Genomic DNA, 16248 nt, shown 5'->3' with positions numbered 1-16248 from the left:
ACAGGGGGACGGTGGCGCGGCCGATGCCGTGTGTTTCGCCGTCCGTGTGTTCAACCGAGTATTCACCTAATGACCGAATCTTTCGCCGAACTGTTCGAACAAAGCCAGACCAACCTGGCCAAGCTGAAGCCTGGCTCCATCGTCACCGGTACCGTCGTGGAAGTCCGCGGCGACGTGGTGGTGATCAACGCCGGCCTGAAGTCCGAAGGCATCGTGCCGATCGAGCAGTTCCGTAATGACGCCGGCGAGATCGACGTGGCCGAAGGCGACCTGGTCAAGGTCGCCCTGGACTCCATCGAGAATGGCTTTGGCGAGACCGTGCTCTCGCGCGAGAAGGCCAAGCGCGCGATGGTGTGGGACGAGCTGGAAGAAGCCCTGGAGAAGAACGAAACCATCACCGGTCGCATCAGCGGCAAGGTGAAGGGCGGCTTCACCGTCGACATCAAGGACGTGCGCGCCTTCCTGCCTGGTTCGCTGGTCGATGTGCGCCCCGTGCGCGACCCGGCCTACCTGGAGGGCAAGGAGCTCGAGTTCAAGCTCATCAAGCTGGATCGCAAGCGCAACAACGTGGTCGTCTCCCGCCGTGCGGTGGTCGAGAGCGAGCATTCGGAAGAGCGCGAGCAGCTGATGGAGAAGCTGGTCGAGGGCGCCGTGCTCAAGGGCGTGGTCAAGAACCTCACCGACTACGGCGCGTTCGTGGACCTGGGCGGCATCGATGGCCTGCTGCACATCACCGACATGGCCTGGAAGCGCGTGCGCCATCCGTCCGAGGTGGTGGAAGTGGGCGCCGAGCTGGAAGTGCGCGTGCTGAAGTTCGACCGCGAGCGCAACCGCGTCTCGCTGGGCCTGAAGCAGCTGGGCGAGGATCCGTGGGACAACATCGCCCGCCGTTACCCGGCCAACAGCCGCGTGTACGGCAAGGTCTCCAACGTCACCGATTACGGCGCGTTCGTCGAGATCGAGCCGGGCGTGGAAGGCCTGGTGCACGTGTCCGAGATGGACTGGACCAACAAGAACGTCAACCCGTCCAAGGTGGTGCAGGTCGGTGACGAGGTCGAGGTCATGGTCCTGGACGTGGACGAGGAGCGTCGCCGCATCTCGCTGGGCATGAAGCAGGTCGCCGCCAATCCGTGGGAGACCTTCGCCGCCATCCACAAGAAGAACGACAAGGTGTCGGGCCAGATCAAGTCGATCACCGACTTCGGCATCTTCATCGGCCTGGACGGCGGCATCGATGGCCTGGTCCACCTGTCCGACATCAGCTGGAACACCACTGGCGAGGACATCCTGCGCAACTACAAGAAGGGCGACACCCTCGAGGCCGTCGTGCTTGCAGTTGACCCGGAGCGCGAGCGCATCAGCCTGGGCCTGAAGCAGATGGAGCAGGATCCGTTCGGCCAGTACATGGCGGCCCATCCCAAGGGCACCAAGGTCGAGGGCACGGTCCGGGAAGTGGACGCCAAGGGCGCCACGATCGACCTGGCCGATGGCATCGAGGGCTACGTGGCCGCGCGCGACATCAGCTACGACCGCGTGGACGACGCCAGCCAGCACCTGAAGGTCGGCGACACCGTCGAGGCCAAGTTCGTGGGCATGGACCGCAAGGGCCGCAGCCTGCAGCTGTCGATCAAGGCCAAGGACGAGGCGGAAACCGCCGAGGCGATGGCCGAGTACAACAAGACCGCTGCCGAGGCCGCTGCCGGCACCACCAGCCTGGGCGCGCTGCTGCGTGCGCAGCTGGGCGGCAAGCCGGAGTGATGCAGTACGTGTGATTGGCTCCGCGGCGGCCCGGAAACCCCGGGCCGCCGCGGCGTATGTACCCGCTTCCCGCCCAATCGATGACCAAGTCCGAACTGATCGAGATCCTGGCACGCCGCCAGTCGCACCTGAAGGCCGAGGACGTGGACCTTGCCGTCAAGTCGCTGCTGGAGATGATGGCTGGCTCGCTTGCCTCCGGCGAGCGCATCGAGATCCGTGGATTCGGCAGTTTTTCGCTGCACTACCGGCCGCCGCGCATGGGCCGCAACCCCAAGACCGGCGAGGCGGTGGCGTTGCCGGGCAAGCACGTGCCGCACTTCAAGCCGGGCAAGGAACTGCGCGAGAAGGTCAGCGGGGTGATGCCCGCGCCGGCCGAACCGCAGGAAAGCCCCTGATCGCGTCCCGCGATCCGTCCCCGCCTCGGCTAAGCTTGGGCGCGACCGTCCCGGGAGATAGCGGGTCATGAATATTCTTCGTCTGCTGGTCCTGCTGGCCTTCCTGGTCGCCGGGCTGGTCGTTGGATCGCTCAATTCGCAGCGCATCCTGCTCAATTTCGGCGTGACCGAGGTGGTCACCACCACGGGCATCGCAATCGTGGTCGCCTTGCTGGCCGGTGTGTTGCTGGGCGGCGGGCTGGTGGTGGCAACCACGGTGATCCCGCTGCATGCGCGCCTGCGCCGCGCAAGTCGCGTGCCGGCGGCGCCGGCCCCCATGCCCGAGGCCGACGACATCCGGCCTCCGGTCCCCTACCGGGAAGGTGACTGAAGCACATGGAATTCCTGACCGAGTGGTTCTGGTTCTTCCTGTTCCTGCCACTGGCCGCGCTCAGCGGCTGGGTGGTGGGCCGGCGTGGTGGCCAGCGCCATGGCGACACCCAGGTCAGCCGCCTGTCCAGCACCTACTTCCGCGGCCTGAACTACCTGCTAAACGAACAGCCGGACAAGGCGATCGAGCTGTTCCTGCACATCGCCGAGCTCGACAAGGAAACCTTCGAGACCCAGGTCGCGCTGGGCCACCTGTTCCGCCGGCGTGGCGAGGTCGACCGCGCCATCCGCCTGCACCAGGGCCTGGTGCAGCGCAACGACCTCAGTGACGCGCAGCGGGTTCTTGCACTGCTGGCGCTGGGCGAGGACTACATGAAGTCCGGCCTGCTGGACCGCGCCGAGACCGTGTTCACCGACCTGGCCAGGATCGACCAGCGCGCTCCGCAGGCACTCAAGCACCTGATCGGCATCTACCAGGCCGAACGCGACTGGGAACGGGCAATCGACAACGCTAGCCGCTATGAGGAAGTGACCGGCGAGCCCATGGGCAAGCTGGTGGCCCAGTTCGAATGCGAGATGGCCGAGCGCCACCGCGCCAACAGCCAGCTGGATGCAGCGCGCGCGGCGATCGGGCGCGCTTACCAGGCCGATGCGACCAGTGTGCGCGCCGGCATCCTCGAAGGCCGGATCGAGGCCGACGACGGCCACCCGGAAGCGGCGATCCGCGCCTTCGAGCGCGCCGCCCGCCACGACCCGGACTACCTGCCCGAGCTGCTGCCCAACCTGCTGGCCTGCTACGCGCAGGTGGGCGACAACGCCGGTGCACGGGCGTTCCTGGCCGAGATGAGCGAGCACTACCGCGGCATCGCCCCGGTGCTGGCGCTGACCCGCCTCATCGAAGCCCAGGAGGGCACCCAGGCCGCGCGTGATTACCTGGGCCGCCAGCTCAAGGACCGGCCCTCGGTGCGCGGCGAGGCGGCCCTGATCGACCTGACCCTGGCCGTTGGCGCCGACAGCACCGCCACCCTGCACGACCTCAAGCACATCACCGACCAGTTGCTGGTGCGCAACCCGAGCTACCGCTGCAGCCGCTGCGGCTTCGGCGCCCGCACCCACCACTGGCAGTGCCCCAGCTGCAAGGAGTGGGGGACGGTCAAGCCGCTGCTCAACTACGCGGTGGTCTGATGCCGGCCTGGACCTGGCTGCCCGCGCTGTGGGCCGTCGCCGTGCTCGCGACCTGGGCGAGCCTGCACTATGCACGCCGGCGGCGCCTGATCGACCAGCCCGGCGAACGACGCAGCCATGTGCTGCCGACGCCGCGCGGCGGTGGCCTGGGCATCGCGGTGGCCCTGCTGCTGGGCTGCGCGGTGGCGGCTGCCGGCGGCATGCTCGGCGGCCGGGCGGCGCTGGCCTTCGCCGTCGGCCTGGTCCTGGTGGCCGGGATTGGCTGGGTCGACGACCATCGCCCGCTTTCGCCGGCACTGCGCCTGCTCGTGCAATGCCTGGCCGGGGTGGTGGTGGCGCTGGGCCTGTTCGGGATCGATGGCCGCTGGGGCTGGGCGCTGGTGGCCTTTGCCGCGGTCCCGGTGCTGGTCAACGTGTGGAACTTCATGGACGGCATCGACGGCCTGGCCACCACCCAGGCCCTGCTTGCCGGGGGCACCCTGGCGCTGCTGGCGCCGGCCCAGGCCGGTGCGCTGGGCTGGGTGCTGGTGGCAGGGTGCGCGGGTTTCCTGCCGTTCAATTTCCCGCGCGCACGCATCTTCCTGGGCGACGTGGGCAGTGGCGCGCTGGGCTATGCACTGGCCGTGATTGCGGTGCTTGCCGCTGCGCGCCCGGGGGCTGGCGTGGCTGCCGTATGCGTGCTGCTGCCCCTGTCGGCGTTCCTGGTCGACGCATCATTGACCCTGGCCGGGCGCGTCCTGGCCGGCGAGCGCTGGTGGCTTGCGCACGTGTCCCACCTGTACCAGCGCATGGTCCGGGCCGGGCACCGGCATGTGGCCGTGACCCTCGTCTACGCCGCGTTCAGCCTGGTGGCTGGTATTCTTGCGCTCGTTTTGAATCAGCTTGCCTTGAATCAGTTCGCTTCGAATCAGGCTGGACCGTGGCTCGCAGGGGTGGCGACGGTTTGCTGGCTGCTGCTGGCAGCCCTCACGTGGTTCCTGCTGCGCAGGGCCGCAACGCATTGACAGGAACGTCTACGCAGGATGAACACCCGGGACAAGCTTTCGACGCTGTTCCCCCGCGCCGCAATCGTGATCCATGACCTGACGATGGTCCTGGTGGGCTGGCAGCTGCTGCACGTGTTGCGCTACGCCACCCGTCACGAGCGCTACGACTGGAACGATTTCGCCCCCAGCCTTGCCATCGTGCTGATCGCACAGGCGCTGGTGTTCTGGCGTGTGGGCCTGTACCGCGGCCTGTGGCGCTTTGCCAGCGTCCCGGACCTGTGGAACATCCTCAAGGCCAGCCTGCTGGGGCTGGTCGCCATCGTCCTGGGCCTGGCCATCTACAACCGGCTCGAGTCGGTCCCGCGCACGGTGCTGGTGCTGTATCCACTGGCCCTGACCGTGCTGCTGGGCGTGCCGCGCCTGCTGTACCGGGTGTGGAAGGACTACCACGTGGGCCGCGGCGACTTCGTCGTGCGCCGGGTGCTGATCATGGGTGCCGGCCGCGCTGGCGAGGCCCTGGTCCGCGACCTGCGGCGTTCCGGTGCCTACCAGCCGGTCGGCTTCCTCGATGATGCACCGCAGCTCAAGGGGTCGTTCCTGCAGGGCCTGCCGATCCTCGGGCGCCTGGAAGACGCGCCGTGCGTGTCCCGCGAAGTTGCCGCCGGGATGCTGGTCATCGCCATGCCGTCGCTGGACGCGGCCGGGATGCAGCGCGCGGTGTCCATCTGCGAACGCACCGGGCTGCCGTTCCGCACCGTGCCGCGCCTGACCGACGTGCTGGAAGGGCAGGCGCTGCCGGGCGAGTTGAAGGAAGTGGCGATCGAGGACCTGCTCGGCCGCAAGCCGGTGACCCCGGACTGGAAGCTGATCCGCGCCTGGCTGGGCGGCCGCACGGTGATGGTCACCGGTGCCGGCGGCTCGATCGGTTCGGAGCTGTGCCGCCAGTGCGCCCGCCACGGCGCGCGCAAGATCGCGCTGCTGGAGGTGGACGAGCTGGCCCTGACCACCATCCACACCGAGCTGATGCGCGCCTTCCCCGACCTGGAGGTGGAGGCGGTGCTGGGCGATTGTGGCGACCCGGCGGTCACCGCGCATGCCTTGCGCCTGGCCCAGCCCGACGCCGTGTTCCATGCCGCCGCCTACAAGCAGGTCCCGCTGCTGGAGCGGCAACTGCGCGAGGCGGTGCGCAACAACGTGCTTGCCACCGAGACGGTCGCCGGGCTGTGCCGCGACATGGGCGTGGGCACCTTCGTGTTCATCTCCACCGACAAGGCGGTCGACCCGGCCAACGTGCTGGGCGCGACCAAGCGCTTTGCCGAGATGATCGCCCAGTCGCTGGATGCCAAGGTCGAAGGCACCCGCTATGTCACCGTGCGCTTCGGCAACGTGCTCGATTCGGCCGGCAGCGTGGTGCCGCTGTTCCGCGAGCAGATCCGCCAGGGCGGCCCGGTGACGGTGACCGACCCGGAGGTCAGCCGCTACTTCATGACCATTCCCGAGGCCTGCCAGCTGATCGTGCAGGCTGCCGCCTCGGCCTCGCACGCGGCGATCTACACCCTGGACATGGGCGAGCCGGTGCCGATCCGGCTGCTGGCAGAGCAGATGATCCGCCTGGCCGGCAAGCAGCCGGGCCGCGACGTGGCCATCGTCTACACCGGCCTGCGCCCGGGCGAGAAGCTGCACGAGACGCTGTTCTACGCCGACGAGCAGTACCGCCCCACGTCGCACTCCAAGATCCTCGAGGCCGGGCCGCGGCAATGCCCGACCGAACTGGTGCGCACCGGCGTGGAGCGCATGCGCGATGCCGTGGCCCGTTACGACGAGGTCGCGCTGAGCCAGGTGCTGTGCGAGGTCATTCCCGAATTCACTCCCATGGATGCGACCCGGCCGCAGGTTTCCAGCGCCGTCGTCGTGCCGTTTCCGGCCCGAGAGGCCAGAAGGATCTGATGAGCAAGAGGATTCGCAAGGCCGTATTCCCCGTCGCCGGACTGGGCACCCGTTTTCTCCCGGCGACCAAGACCGTACCCAAGGAGATGCTGCCGATCATCGACCGGCCGCTGATCCAGTACGCCGTGGACGAGGCCATCGAGGCCGGTTGCGACACCCTGGTGTTCATCACCAACCGCTACAAGCACGCGGTGGCCGATTATTTCGACAAGGCCTACGAACTGGAGCAGAAGCTCGAGCGTGCCGGCAAGCTGGACCTGCTCGAGCAGGTGCGCAATCCGTTGCCGGCGCATGTGCGCACCATCTTCGTGACCCAGCAGGAAGCACTCGGGCTCGGGCATGCGGTGCTGTGCGCGAAGGAAGTGATCGGCGACGAGCCCTTCGCGGTGCTGCTGCCGGACGACCTGATCTGGAACCGCGGCAACGACGGTGCGCTCAAGCAGATGGCCGACCATGCCGAGCGTTCCGGCGGTGGCGTGATCGCGGTGCAGGACGTCCCGCGCGAAAAGACCTCCAGCTACGGCATCGCCGCCACCGGCCAGTTCGAGGGCCGCGCCGGCCGGATCGAGGCGATGGTCGAGAAGCCGGCGCCGGCCGACGCGCCCAGCACCCTGGCGGTCGTGGGCCGCTACGTGTTGCCGCCGGGCATCTTCGCCGCGCTTGAATCCACCGGCCGCGGTGCCGGCGGCGAGATCCAGCTCACCGACGCGATCGCATCGATGCTGGGCTCGGGCAGCCTGTATGACGCCTACCGCTTTCGTGGCACCCGCTTCGATTGCGGCACCCACATCGGCCTGATCGAGGCGACCATCCGGTTTGCGCTGGACCACGAGAAGCTGAGCGCGCCGGCACGGATCAGCATGCAGAAGGCGCTGGACGACCTGGGCGTCACCGACAACGGCTGAGGCCGTGTCGCTTCCGGGGCCGGATGCGATGCCGGCGCCTGTCGATGCTCCGTCGCTGGCCGGGCAGGGCGCCCGCCAGGCTCGGTGTCATGGTCCAGCCGCGAACGGCGCCCTCGGGCGCCGTTCGGGTTTTCGGAATGGCCGGCTCGTCAGAGTGCTTCGAAGATGCCCGCCGCACCCATGCCGGTACCAATGCACATGGTCACCATCCCGTACTTCTGCTGGCGGCGGCGCAGGCCATGGACGATGGTCGCGGTGCGGACCGCGCCGGTGGCGCCAAGCGGATGGCCCAGGGCGATCGCGCCGCCGAGCGGATTGACCTTGGCCGGATCCAGTTCGCTGTCGCGGATCACCGCCAGCGCCTGCGCGGCGAAGGCCTCGTTGAGCTCGATCCAGTCCAGCTGATCCTTGCGCAGGCCGGCCTGCCTGAGCGCCTTGGGGATCGCGGCGATCGGCCCGATGCCCATCACTTCCGGACGCACGCCGGCCACGGAGAAGCTCACCAAGCGCGCCAGTGGCGTCAGCCCGTAGTCCTTGATCGCCTGCGCCGAGGCCAGCAGCACCGCACCGGCGCCATCGCTCATCTGCGAGGAGTTGCCGGCGGTGACGCTGCCGCCGAACTGGCCATTGCGGAATACCGGGCGCAGCCGGCCCAGGCCTTCCAGCGAGGTGTCCGGGCGCGGGCCTTCGTCGGTGTCGACCAGGCGCTTCTTCAGCTGGATGGTGTTGCCGGCAAGGTCGGGCTGGTGCGAGAGCACCTCGTAGGGCGTGATCTCGTCGGCAAACTCGCCGGCGGCGATGGCCGCAAGCGCCTTCTGGTGGGAGGCGAGGGCGAACGCGTCCTGGTCGCCGCGCGAGACCTTCCACTCCTCGGCCACCTTCTCGGCGGTGATGCCCATGCCATAGGCGATGGCCACGTGGTCGTCGTTGAACACCGACGGCGACAGCGCGACCTTGTTGCCCATCATCGGCACCATCGACATCGACTCGGTGCCGCCGGCCAGCATCAGCTCGGCGTTGCCCAGGCGGATCTCATTGGCGGCCAGGGCCACGGCCTGCAGGCCGGAAGAGCAGAAGCGGTTGATGGTCTGCGCGGCGATGGTGTCGGGCAGCCCGGCCAGCAGCACGCCGATGCGCGCCACGTTCATGCCTTGCTCGCCCTCGGGCATGGCGCAGCCGATGATGGCGTCGTCGATGCGGCCCACATCGATGCCCGGCGCCTGCGCGACCACGGCCTTGAGCACGTGGGCGAGCATGTCGTCCGGTCGGGTGTTGCGGAACACGCCCTTGGGCGCCTTGCCGACCGGGGTTCGGGTGGCGGCAACGATGTAGGCGTCCTGGATCTGCTTGCTCATGGGAATCTCCGGAATCTGTGGTGGGCGCAGCGCCAGGCGCGCGCCTGGCGCGCCGTCGGCTGCGCTCAGTTGCGCAGGGGCTTGCCCGTCTTGAGCATGTGGCCGATGCGGTCCTGGGTCTTGTCCTGCTGGGCCAGCTCGACGAAATGGCGGCGCTCCAGCTCGAGCAGCCAGTCCTCGTCCACCAGCGCGCCACGGTCGACCTGGCCGCCGCAGACCACGGTGGCGATGCGGGTGGCGATCTGGTCGTCGTACTCGCTGATGAAGCGGCCCTCCAGCATGTTGACCAGCAGCATGCGGAAGGTGGCGATGCCGACGTCGCCGGCGACCTGGATGCTGCGCGCCGGCAGCGGTGGGCGGTAGCCGCCCTCGGCCAGGGCGCGGGCCTCGGCCTTGGCCACGTGCAGCAGCTCGTGGGCGTGCAGCACGATCCTGTCGTCCGGGCGCATCAGGCCCAGCTCCTGGGCCTCGATGGCCGAGGTCGAGACCTTGGCCATGGCCACGGTCTCGAAGGTCTTCTTCAGCTCGGCAAACACATCCCCGCCGGGGCCCACCGCACGCGCGGCGCGCACGGCCAGCTCCTTGAGGCCACCACCGGCCGGCAACAGGCCGACGCCGGCCTCGACCAGGCCGATGTAGCTTTCCAGGTGGGCCACGGTGCGGGCGCTGTGCATCTGGAATTCGCAACCGCCGCCCAAGGCCAGGCCACGCACCGCCGCCACCACCGGCACCAGCGCGTACTTGATCCGCTGGCTGGTGCGCTGGAAGTTGGCGACCATCGCCTCGAACTGGGCGACCTTGCCTTCCTGCAGCAGGCCCAGCGCGCCGGCCAGGTCGGCACCGGCGGAGAAGGGATCGCGGTGCTGCCAGATGACCAGGCCCTGGAAGTCGCGTTCGGCGATGGCGATCGCCTCCTGCAGCCCGTCGAGCACGTGGTCGGACACGGTGTTCATCTTGGTCTTGAACGAGACCACGGCAATGCCGTCGCCGTCGTGCCACATGCGCACGCCTTCGTTCTCGTAGACCGTGGTGCCGGGATCGAACTTCTCGCCCAGCAGCGGATCAGGGAAGCGCTGGCGCTGGTACACCGGCAGTGCCGAGCGCGGCACCAGCGTGTTTTCCGCCGGGCTGTAGCTGCCCTGCGCCATGTGCACGCCCTCGCGCCCGTCCAGCACCCAGGCCGGCAGCGGCGCATCGCTCATGGCCTTGCCCGCGGCGATGTCGTCGGCGATCCACTGCGCCACCTGCTTCCAGCCGGCGGCCTGCCAGGTCTCGAACGGGCCCAGCGACCAGCCATAGCCCCAGCGGATGGCCAGGTCCACGTCGCGCGCGGTACGGGCGATGTCGGCCAGGTGGTAGGCGCTGTAATGGAACAGGTCGCGGAACGCGGCCCACAGGAACTGCGCCTGCGGGTGCTGGCTTTCGCGCAGCTTGCCGAACTTCTCGGCCGGATTCTTCAGCTTGAGGATCCCGACCACCTCGTCGGCGGCCTTGCGGTCGGCGGCGCGGTAGGGGTCTGCGGATTGCTCCGCATCCCTGGCCAGACTTTTGTCCAGGTCCAGCACGGTGATGTCCTTGCCGACCTTGCGGAAGATGCCGGCGCCGGCCTTCTGGCCCAGCGCACCCTTGGCGATCAGTGCCTGCAGCCAGTCGGGCGCCTGGAAATACTGGTGCCACGGGTCGTCCGGAAGGGTGTCGGCCATGGTCTTGATGACATGGGCCATGGTGTCCAGGCCGACCACGTCGGAGGTGCGGTAGGTGGCCGACTTGGGCCGCCCGACCAGCGGGCCGGTCAGCGCATCGACCTCGTCGAAGCCCAGACCGAACTTGTGGGTGTGGTGGATCACCGACAGGATCGAGAACACGCCGATCCGGTTGCCGATGAAGTTGGGGGTATCCCTTGCGTACACCACGCCCTTGCCCAGTTGCGTGGTCAGGAAGGTTTCCAGGCCTTCCAGCACCGCCGCGTCGGTGGTGTCGGCGGGGATCAGCTCGGCCAGGTGCATGTAGCGCGGCGGGTTGAAGAAGTGCACGCCGCAGAAGCGGTGGCGCAGCTGCTCGGGCAGCACTGCGGCCAGCGCATTGATGCCCAGGCCGGAGGTGTTGGAAGCCAGCACCGCGTGGTCGGCCACGAACGGGGCGATCTTGCGGTACAGGTCCTGTTTCCAGTCCATCCGCTCGGCGATCGCCTCGATCACCAGGTCGCACCCGCGCAGTTGCTCCAGCCCGGTGTCGTAGTTGGCCGGGGTGATGGCCTGGGCCAGCGACCTGCTGGCCAGCGGGGCAGGGCTGAGCTTGGCCAGGTTGGCGATGGCCTTGAGTACCACGCCGTCGGCCGGACCATCCTTGGCGGGCAGGTCGAACAGCACCGTGTCCACGCCGGCGTTGGTCAGGTGGGCGGCGATCTGGGCGCCCATGACACCGGCACCGAGAACCGCGGCACGACGTACAAGTATTTTCTTGGACATGTTTTGCAACCTGTTGATTTGGAATTATTTTGCCGGGGCCTGAAGGCCCGCTGCGGCAAAGCGGATGAGTTCGCGCGCGGCCCGCACGCGGTGGCCGGATTCGCTGGCACCGGCCGGGCGCTTGATCAGGCCGAAGTCGGACATCGCATAGGTCAGCGCCCCGGCCAGGAAGTCCAGGCGCCAGTACAAGGTTTCCTTGTCCAGGCCGGGCAGGCAGGCCGACAAGGCCTTGCCGAACTCGCGCAGGACATGGCCGTAGTGGTCGGACAGGAACTTGCGCAGGCTTTCGTTGTGTTCGGCGTAGGCGCGGGCGATGACCCGCACGAATGCAGTGCCGCCATTGCGATCCTGCGCCAGCGCAAGTGCGGGCTCGATGAAGGCGGCCAGCACAGGTTCCAGTTGCCCGGGCTGCTCGTGCAGGGCTGTTTCCAGCTGCTGCAGGCGCTGCGCCGTCATCACGTCCATGCGCCGGCGGAACACCTCGTTGACCAGGTTTTCCTTGGAGCCGAAGTGGTAATTGACCGCGGCGATGTTGACCGCGGCCAGGCCGGTGACCTGGCGCAGCGAGGTGCCGGCGAAGCCATGCTGGGCGAACAGTTCCTCGGCCGCGCCCAAGATCCGCTCCTTGGTTGAGAAGTGTGCCGGCTTGCCCATGCCATCCGAATCATTCAAACGATTGTTTTATTCTAGGCCCGGCATCCGGCCCGGTCATTTTGCGGTGCAGCATCGTGCGTGCTCGGGCAGGCGCGCGGCCACATGCTAGAATCCCGCTACGCATTCCATGCTAAGCCCGCGTCCAGACGTGGGTTTTTCTGTCCCTGTCTCCGGGCCACCTGGTCCGGGATGGTCTTCCGTCCACAAGAAACAAGAGATTGCCCCCATGGCGCTGGAGCGCACCCTTTCGATCGTCAAGCCCGATGCCGTCGCCAAGAACGTCATCGGCGAAATCTATTCCCGCTTCGAGAAGGCCGGCCTGAAGGTCGTGGCCGCCCGGTACAAGCAGTTGTCGCGCCGCGAGGCCGAGGGCTTCTATGCCGTGCATCGCGAGCGCCCGTTCTTCAACGCGCTGGTGGAGTTCATGATCTCCGGCCCGGTGATGATCCAGGTGCTGGAAGGCGAGAACGCCGTGCTCAAGCATCGCGACCTGCTCGGTGCCACCAACCCGAAGGACGCCGCGCCGGGCACCATCCGCGCCGATTTCGCCGAGTCGATCGACGCCAACGCCGCGCACGGCTCCGATTCGGTGGAGAACGCCGCCATCGAGGTGGCGTACTTCTTTGCCGCCACCGACGTCGTTTCGCGCTGAGTCCGGGAACGCAGGCACGTGTCCGGTTTGCAGCCGATTCCAAGCGTGACCCTCACCGGCGGGCCGATGCCTGCCGGGGAGGGCGGCCGCCAGAACCTGCTTGACCTGGACCGTACCGGGCTGGAGCGCTTCTTCGAGGACACCCTCGGCGAGAAGCGCTACCGCGCCCACCAGGTGATGAAGTGGATCCACCACCGCTACGTCACCGACTTCGAGCAGATGACCGACCTGGGCAAGGCGTTGCGCGCCAAGCTGCAGCAGCACGCCGAGGTCGTGGTCCCGAACATCGTGTTCGACAAGCCCTCCAGCGATGGCACCCACAAGTGGCTGCTGGCGATGGGCGACGATGGCAAGAACGCCATCGAGGCGGTGTACATCCCCGACAAGGGCCGCGGCACCCTGTGCGTGTCCTCGCAGGTCGGCTGTGCGCTGAACTGCACGTTCTGCTCGACCGCCACCCAGGGCTTCAACCGCAACCTGACCACCGCCGAGATCATCGGCCAGGTCTGGGTCGCCGCCCGCCACCTGGGCAACGTGCCGCACCAGCAGCGCCGCCTCACCAACGTGGTGATGATGGGCATGGGCGAGCCGTTGATGAATTTCGACAACGTCGTGCGCGCCATGAGCGTGATGCGCGACGACCTGGGCTACGGCCTGGCCAACAAGCGGGTGACCCTGTCCACCTCCGGCCTGGTGCCGATGATCGACCGGCTCTCGACCGAGAGCGACGTGTCCCTGGCCGTGTCCCTGCATGCGCCCACCGACGAACTGCGCGAGACCCTGGTCCCGCTCAACAAGAAGTATCCGATCGCCGAGTTGATGGACTCCTGCGCCCGCTACCTGCGCGCCAACCGGAAGCGCGATTCGGTCACGTTCGAATACACCCTGATGAAGGGCATCAACGACCAGCCCGAGCACGCCCGCCAGCTTGCGGCGCTGATGCGCCGGTTCGACAACGCGGTGCAGGCGCGCGATTCGGGCAAGGTCAACCTGATTCCGTTCAATCCGTTCCCCGGCACCCGCTACGAGCGTTCCGACGAGGCGGGGATCCGCGCGTTCCAGAAGATCCTGCTCGATTCGCAAGTGCTGGCCATGGTCCGCCGCACCCGCGGCGACGACATCGACGCGGCCTGCGGCCAGCTCAAGGGCCAGGTTATGGACCGCACCCGGCGCCAGGCCGAGTTCCGGCGTGGCCTGGCCGATCCCGGGCAGGCGGGGGGCCATGCGGCGGTTTGAGCTGCCGCTGCTGATGACATGCTGCGTGCTGCTGCTGACGGCATGCATCGCGCAGCAGGCCACGATCAAGCCTCCGAAGCTCCGGGGCAGCGAGCGCATCGCGCCGGTCTACCACCTGGAAGACAGTGCCGAAGTCAAACGCCGGGTGCAGGTTTCCGACCTCCAGGCCCGGGCGGCGCAGCGCTATGCCCTTGGCGAACTGGACCAGACGCAGGAGCTGGCGCTGAAGGCGCTCAAGCTGGACCCCTCGGCCGTGGACGCGCTTTCCCTGCTGGCCGCGGTGCACTCGGCGCGCGGCGAGGCGCAGGCCGCCGGCGAGCGTTACCGCCGCGCCGCGGAGATCGCGCCTGATCGCGGTGACGCCCTCAACAACTACGGTGCCTGGCTGTGCGCCAACGGCCATGCCGCCGAGGCGCTGGTGTGGTTCGACCGGGCCCTGCTCGCGCCGGGTTATGCCACCCCGGCCGCAGCGCTGGCCAATGCCGGCGGCTGCGCCCTGGACAGCGGCCAGGTCGAACGCGCCCAGCGCGACCTGGGCCATGCGCTGGCCCTGGAGCCGACCAACGCCTATGCGCTGGCCAGCATGGCCCGCCTGGAGTTCCAGCACGGCCGCTACCTGCAGGCGCGGGCATTCAACCAGCGCCGGCTGGCGGCTGCACCCGCCGACCCATCCGTGTTACAACTCGCGGTCAAGATCGAGGACAGGCTCGGCGACAGGGTGGCCGCCAGCCGATACCAACAGCGGTTGCGGGCGGAGTTTCCGCAATCCGTCACTTCGAATTCCGGGGAAGATCCACAGTGATCCAAGAATCCAACGCGAACGTCGGCGGTGACGCTCGGGGTTGTGGGGAGCGGCTGCGCGAAGCACGGCTGGCCGCCGGACTGGACCTGCAGGACGTGGCCGCGCGCCTGCACATGCCGGTGCGGGTGGTGGAGTCGCTGGAGAAACACGGCAAGGGCCAGGCCACCGGCGCCCCGGTCTTCGTGCGCGGCCAGCTGCGCAGTTATGCCAAGTTGCTGCAGGTGGACCTGGGGCCGCTGCTGGAGGCCGAGGTCGCGCCGGTGGCACCGGTGGAACTGGTCAGCCATTCGCACGTGGCGCCGTGGCGGCGCGCGATGGAGAGCATCGCCCGTCGCGCGGTCTACGTGGTGATCACCGCAGCCATCGCCGTGCCGGTGTGGTTCGCCACCCGGACCCATTTCGCCGAGCAGCCGGCCACCGCCTCGCTGGACGCAGTGCCGTCGGCCGGTGCCCCGCACCAGGTGCAGCACGAAGCGGTCAGGCTTCCCGCGCCGCCCGTGGCCGCGCGGGTCAACGATCGCTCGCCCTACGTGGCCTCGCTGGCGCCACCGGTGGGCCGCAGCCAGAGCACGGCTGCGTCGCCGGCGCTGTCGCTGGTGTTCGAGGGTGACAGCTGGATGCAGGTGACCGGCGACAATGGCCGGGTCCTGGAGCAGGGGCTGATGCGCAGCGGCCAGGAGCGCAGCTTCAAGGCTGGCGAGGTGACGGGCATCGTGCTCGGCAACGCATCGGCGGTACGCGTTCAGCAAGACGGCAGTAAGGTCGATCTGACACCGTACCAGCGGGCGAACGTGGCCCGCTTTGCGGTATCCTCTGACGGATCAGTGGCGCCGGCCCAATAGCCGGTCCACGCCCCGGCACTCCATCGCTACATACGACCTCCGCCGGCGACGGCGCGGGCAGGATCTTGCATGGCAATCGACGACCTTCTGGACGAGCACGAACAGGGCGAACGCGTCCGCAACTGGCTGCGCAGCAACGCGCTTACCCTGGTGGGCGGCGTACTGCTGGGCCTGGCCGTGATCTATGGCTGGCGCTGGTGGGGCGAGCACAGGCTCACCCAGAGCCACCAGATGCACGCCACCTACGAACAGGCCATCCGCCAGGCCGAGGCCGGCACTGCGGACGCCGGTGCCGTGCTGGCTGGCCAGCAGGGTGCCTACGCAACCTTGGCCGCGCTGCGCGTGGCCAAGATCCAGGTCGAAGCCGGCAAGGCCGACGAGGCGATCGCCACCCTGCGCGGTGTCGAGGCCGACCCGACCTTGCAGCCGGTGGTCACCCAGCGCCTGGCGCAGTTGCTCATTGCCACCGACAAGGCCGATGAGGCATTGAAGCTGCTGGATGGCCAGACCGACAGCGCCGGGCTCGAACTGCGCGGCGACGCGCTGCTGGCGACCGGCCAGCGCGAGCAGGCGCGCGAGGAATACAACAAGGCGCTGACCGCGCTGGACGTGGCCGCGCCTTCGCGGCGGCGGCTGGAACTGAAGCTGCAGGATGCCGGTGGCCGCGTGTCCGACCCGGCGGAGCCGACCTGAC

At 68.4% G+C, this 16248-nt stretch carries 15 protein-coding genes; 12 read left to right on the top strand and 3 right to left on the bottom strand.

The genetic code is table 11. The annotated features are described in order from the left end of the window. The first annotated feature begins 69 nt into the window (after positions 1-69). The 7 genes from rpsA to galU all read left to right on the top strand — a co-directional run bounded on the left by rpsA (position 70) and on the right by galU (position 7545). Entirely contained in the window at positions 70-1758 is a 1689-nt protein-coding gene (gene rpsA / locus ACEJ41_RS07015; RefSeq protein WP_374011582.1) for a 30S ribosomal protein S1, read from the top strand. Between the two features lie 80 nt (positions 1759-1838). Continuing rightward, positions 1839-2153, top strand: coding sequence for an integration host factor subunit beta (locus ACEJ41_RS07010; protein ID WP_374011581.1), 315 nt, complete (start codon positions 1839-1841; stop codon positions 2151-2153). 67 nt (positions 2154-2220) lie between these two features. Further along, positions 2221-2523 carry a hypothetical protein gene (locus tag ACEJ41_RS07005; protein ID WP_374011580.1) on the top strand — a complete coding sequence of 101 codons (303 nt, stop codon included), beginning with the start codon at positions 2221-2223 and terminating at the stop codon, positions 2521-2523. 5 nt (positions 2524-2528) lie between these two features. After that, a complete protein-coding gene (lapB, locus tag ACEJ41_RS07000) occupies positions 2529-3707 on the top strand; it encodes a lipopolysaccharide assembly protein LapB (RefSeq protein WP_374011579.1) in 1179 nt (392 codons plus the stop codon). Beyond that, complete coding sequence (locus ACEJ41_RS06995) at positions 3707-4711, top strand: glycosyltransferase family 4 protein (protein ID WP_374011578.1); 1005 nt, start codon at positions 3707-3709, stop codon at positions 4709-4711. The genes lapB and ACEJ41_RS06995 overlap by 1 nt, the downstream gene beginning before the upstream one ends. 18 nt (positions 4712-4729) lie before the next feature. Beyond that, entirely contained in the window at positions 4730-6640 is a 1911-nt protein-coding gene (locus tag ACEJ41_RS06990; protein WP_374011577.1) for a polysaccharide biosynthesis protein, read from the top strand. After that, positions 6640-7545 (top strand): UTP--glucose-1-phosphate uridylyltransferase GalU, encoded by a 906-nt coding sequence (gene galU, locus ACEJ41_RS06985; RefSeq protein ID WP_374011576.1) that lies wholly within the window; start codon positions 6640-6642, stop codon positions 7543-7545. Before ACEJ41_RS06990 ends, galU begins: the two co-directional genes overlap by 1 nt. 149 nt (positions 7546-7694) lie before the next feature. Here galU and ACEJ41_RS06980 read toward each other — a convergent pair whose 3' ends face one another. The 3 genes from ACEJ41_RS06980 to ACEJ41_RS06970 form a co-directional block, all read right to left on the bottom strand. Further along, positions 7695-8900, bottom strand: a complete 1206-nt coding sequence (locus tag ACEJ41_RS06980) for an acetyl-CoA C-acyltransferase (RefSeq protein ID WP_374011575.1) — start codon at positions 8898-8900, stop codon at positions 7695-7697. Between the two features lie 65 nt (positions 8901-8965). Then, the gene (locus ACEJ41_RS06975) at positions 8966-11368 is read right to left on the bottom strand and encodes a 3-hydroxyacyl-CoA dehydrogenase/enoyl-CoA hydratase family protein (protein WP_374011574.1); all 2403 of its coding nucleotides are present in this window, start codon (positions 11366-11368) and stop codon (positions 8966-8968) included. Between the two features lie 24 nt (positions 11369-11392). After that, a complete protein-coding gene (locus ACEJ41_RS06970) occupies positions 11393-12022 on the bottom strand; it encodes a TetR/AcrR family transcriptional regulator (RefSeq protein ID WP_374011573.1) in 630 nt (209 codons plus the stop codon). A 226-nt stretch (positions 12023-12248) separates the two neighbouring features. Between ACEJ41_RS06970 and ndk the strand changes: the two genes are divergently transcribed. The 5 genes from ndk (at position 12249) to ACEJ41_RS06945 (ending at position 16247) form a co-directional block, all read left to right on the top strand. Then, a complete protein-coding gene (gene ndk, locus ACEJ41_RS06965; RefSeq protein WP_374011572.1) occupies positions 12249-12674 on the top strand; it encodes a nucleoside-diphosphate kinase in 426 nt (141 codons plus the stop codon). A 66-nt stretch (positions 12675-12740) separates the two neighbouring features. After that, positions 12741-13910 (top strand): 23S rRNA (adenine(2503)-C(2))-methyltransferase RlmN, encoded by a 1170-nt coding sequence (rlmN, locus tag ACEJ41_RS06960; RefSeq protein ID WP_374014089.1) that lies wholly within the window; start codon positions 12741-12743, stop codon positions 13908-13910. Next, positions 13897-14712 carry a type IV pilus biogenesis/stability protein PilW gene (gene pilW / locus ACEJ41_RS06955; protein WP_374011571.1) on the top strand — a complete coding sequence of 272 codons (816 nt, stop codon included), beginning with the start codon at positions 13897-13899 and terminating at the stop codon, positions 14710-14712. The genes rlmN and pilW overlap by 14 nt, the downstream gene beginning before the upstream one ends. Next, the gene (locus tag ACEJ41_RS06950) at positions 14709-15554 is read left to right on the top strand and encodes a RodZ domain-containing protein (RefSeq protein ID WP_374011570.1); all 846 of its coding nucleotides are present in this window, start codon (positions 14709-14711) and stop codon (positions 15552-15554) included. The genes pilW and ACEJ41_RS06950 overlap by 4 nt, the downstream gene beginning before the upstream one ends. 69 nt (positions 15555-15623) lie before the next feature. Next, positions 15624-16247, top strand: a complete 624-nt coding sequence (locus ACEJ41_RS06945; protein ID WP_374011569.1) for a YfgM family protein — start codon at positions 15624-15626, stop codon at positions 16245-16247. Position 16248 lies beyond the last annotated feature (1 nt).

Source organism: Pseudoxanthomonas koreensis (genome assembly GCF_041890415.1).
GTDB lineage: Bacteria > Pseudomonadota > Gammaproteobacteria > Xanthomonadales > Xanthomonadaceae > Pseudoxanthomonas > Pseudoxanthomonas koreensis_A.
This window is presented reverse-complemented; position numbering and strand designations above follow the sequence as displayed.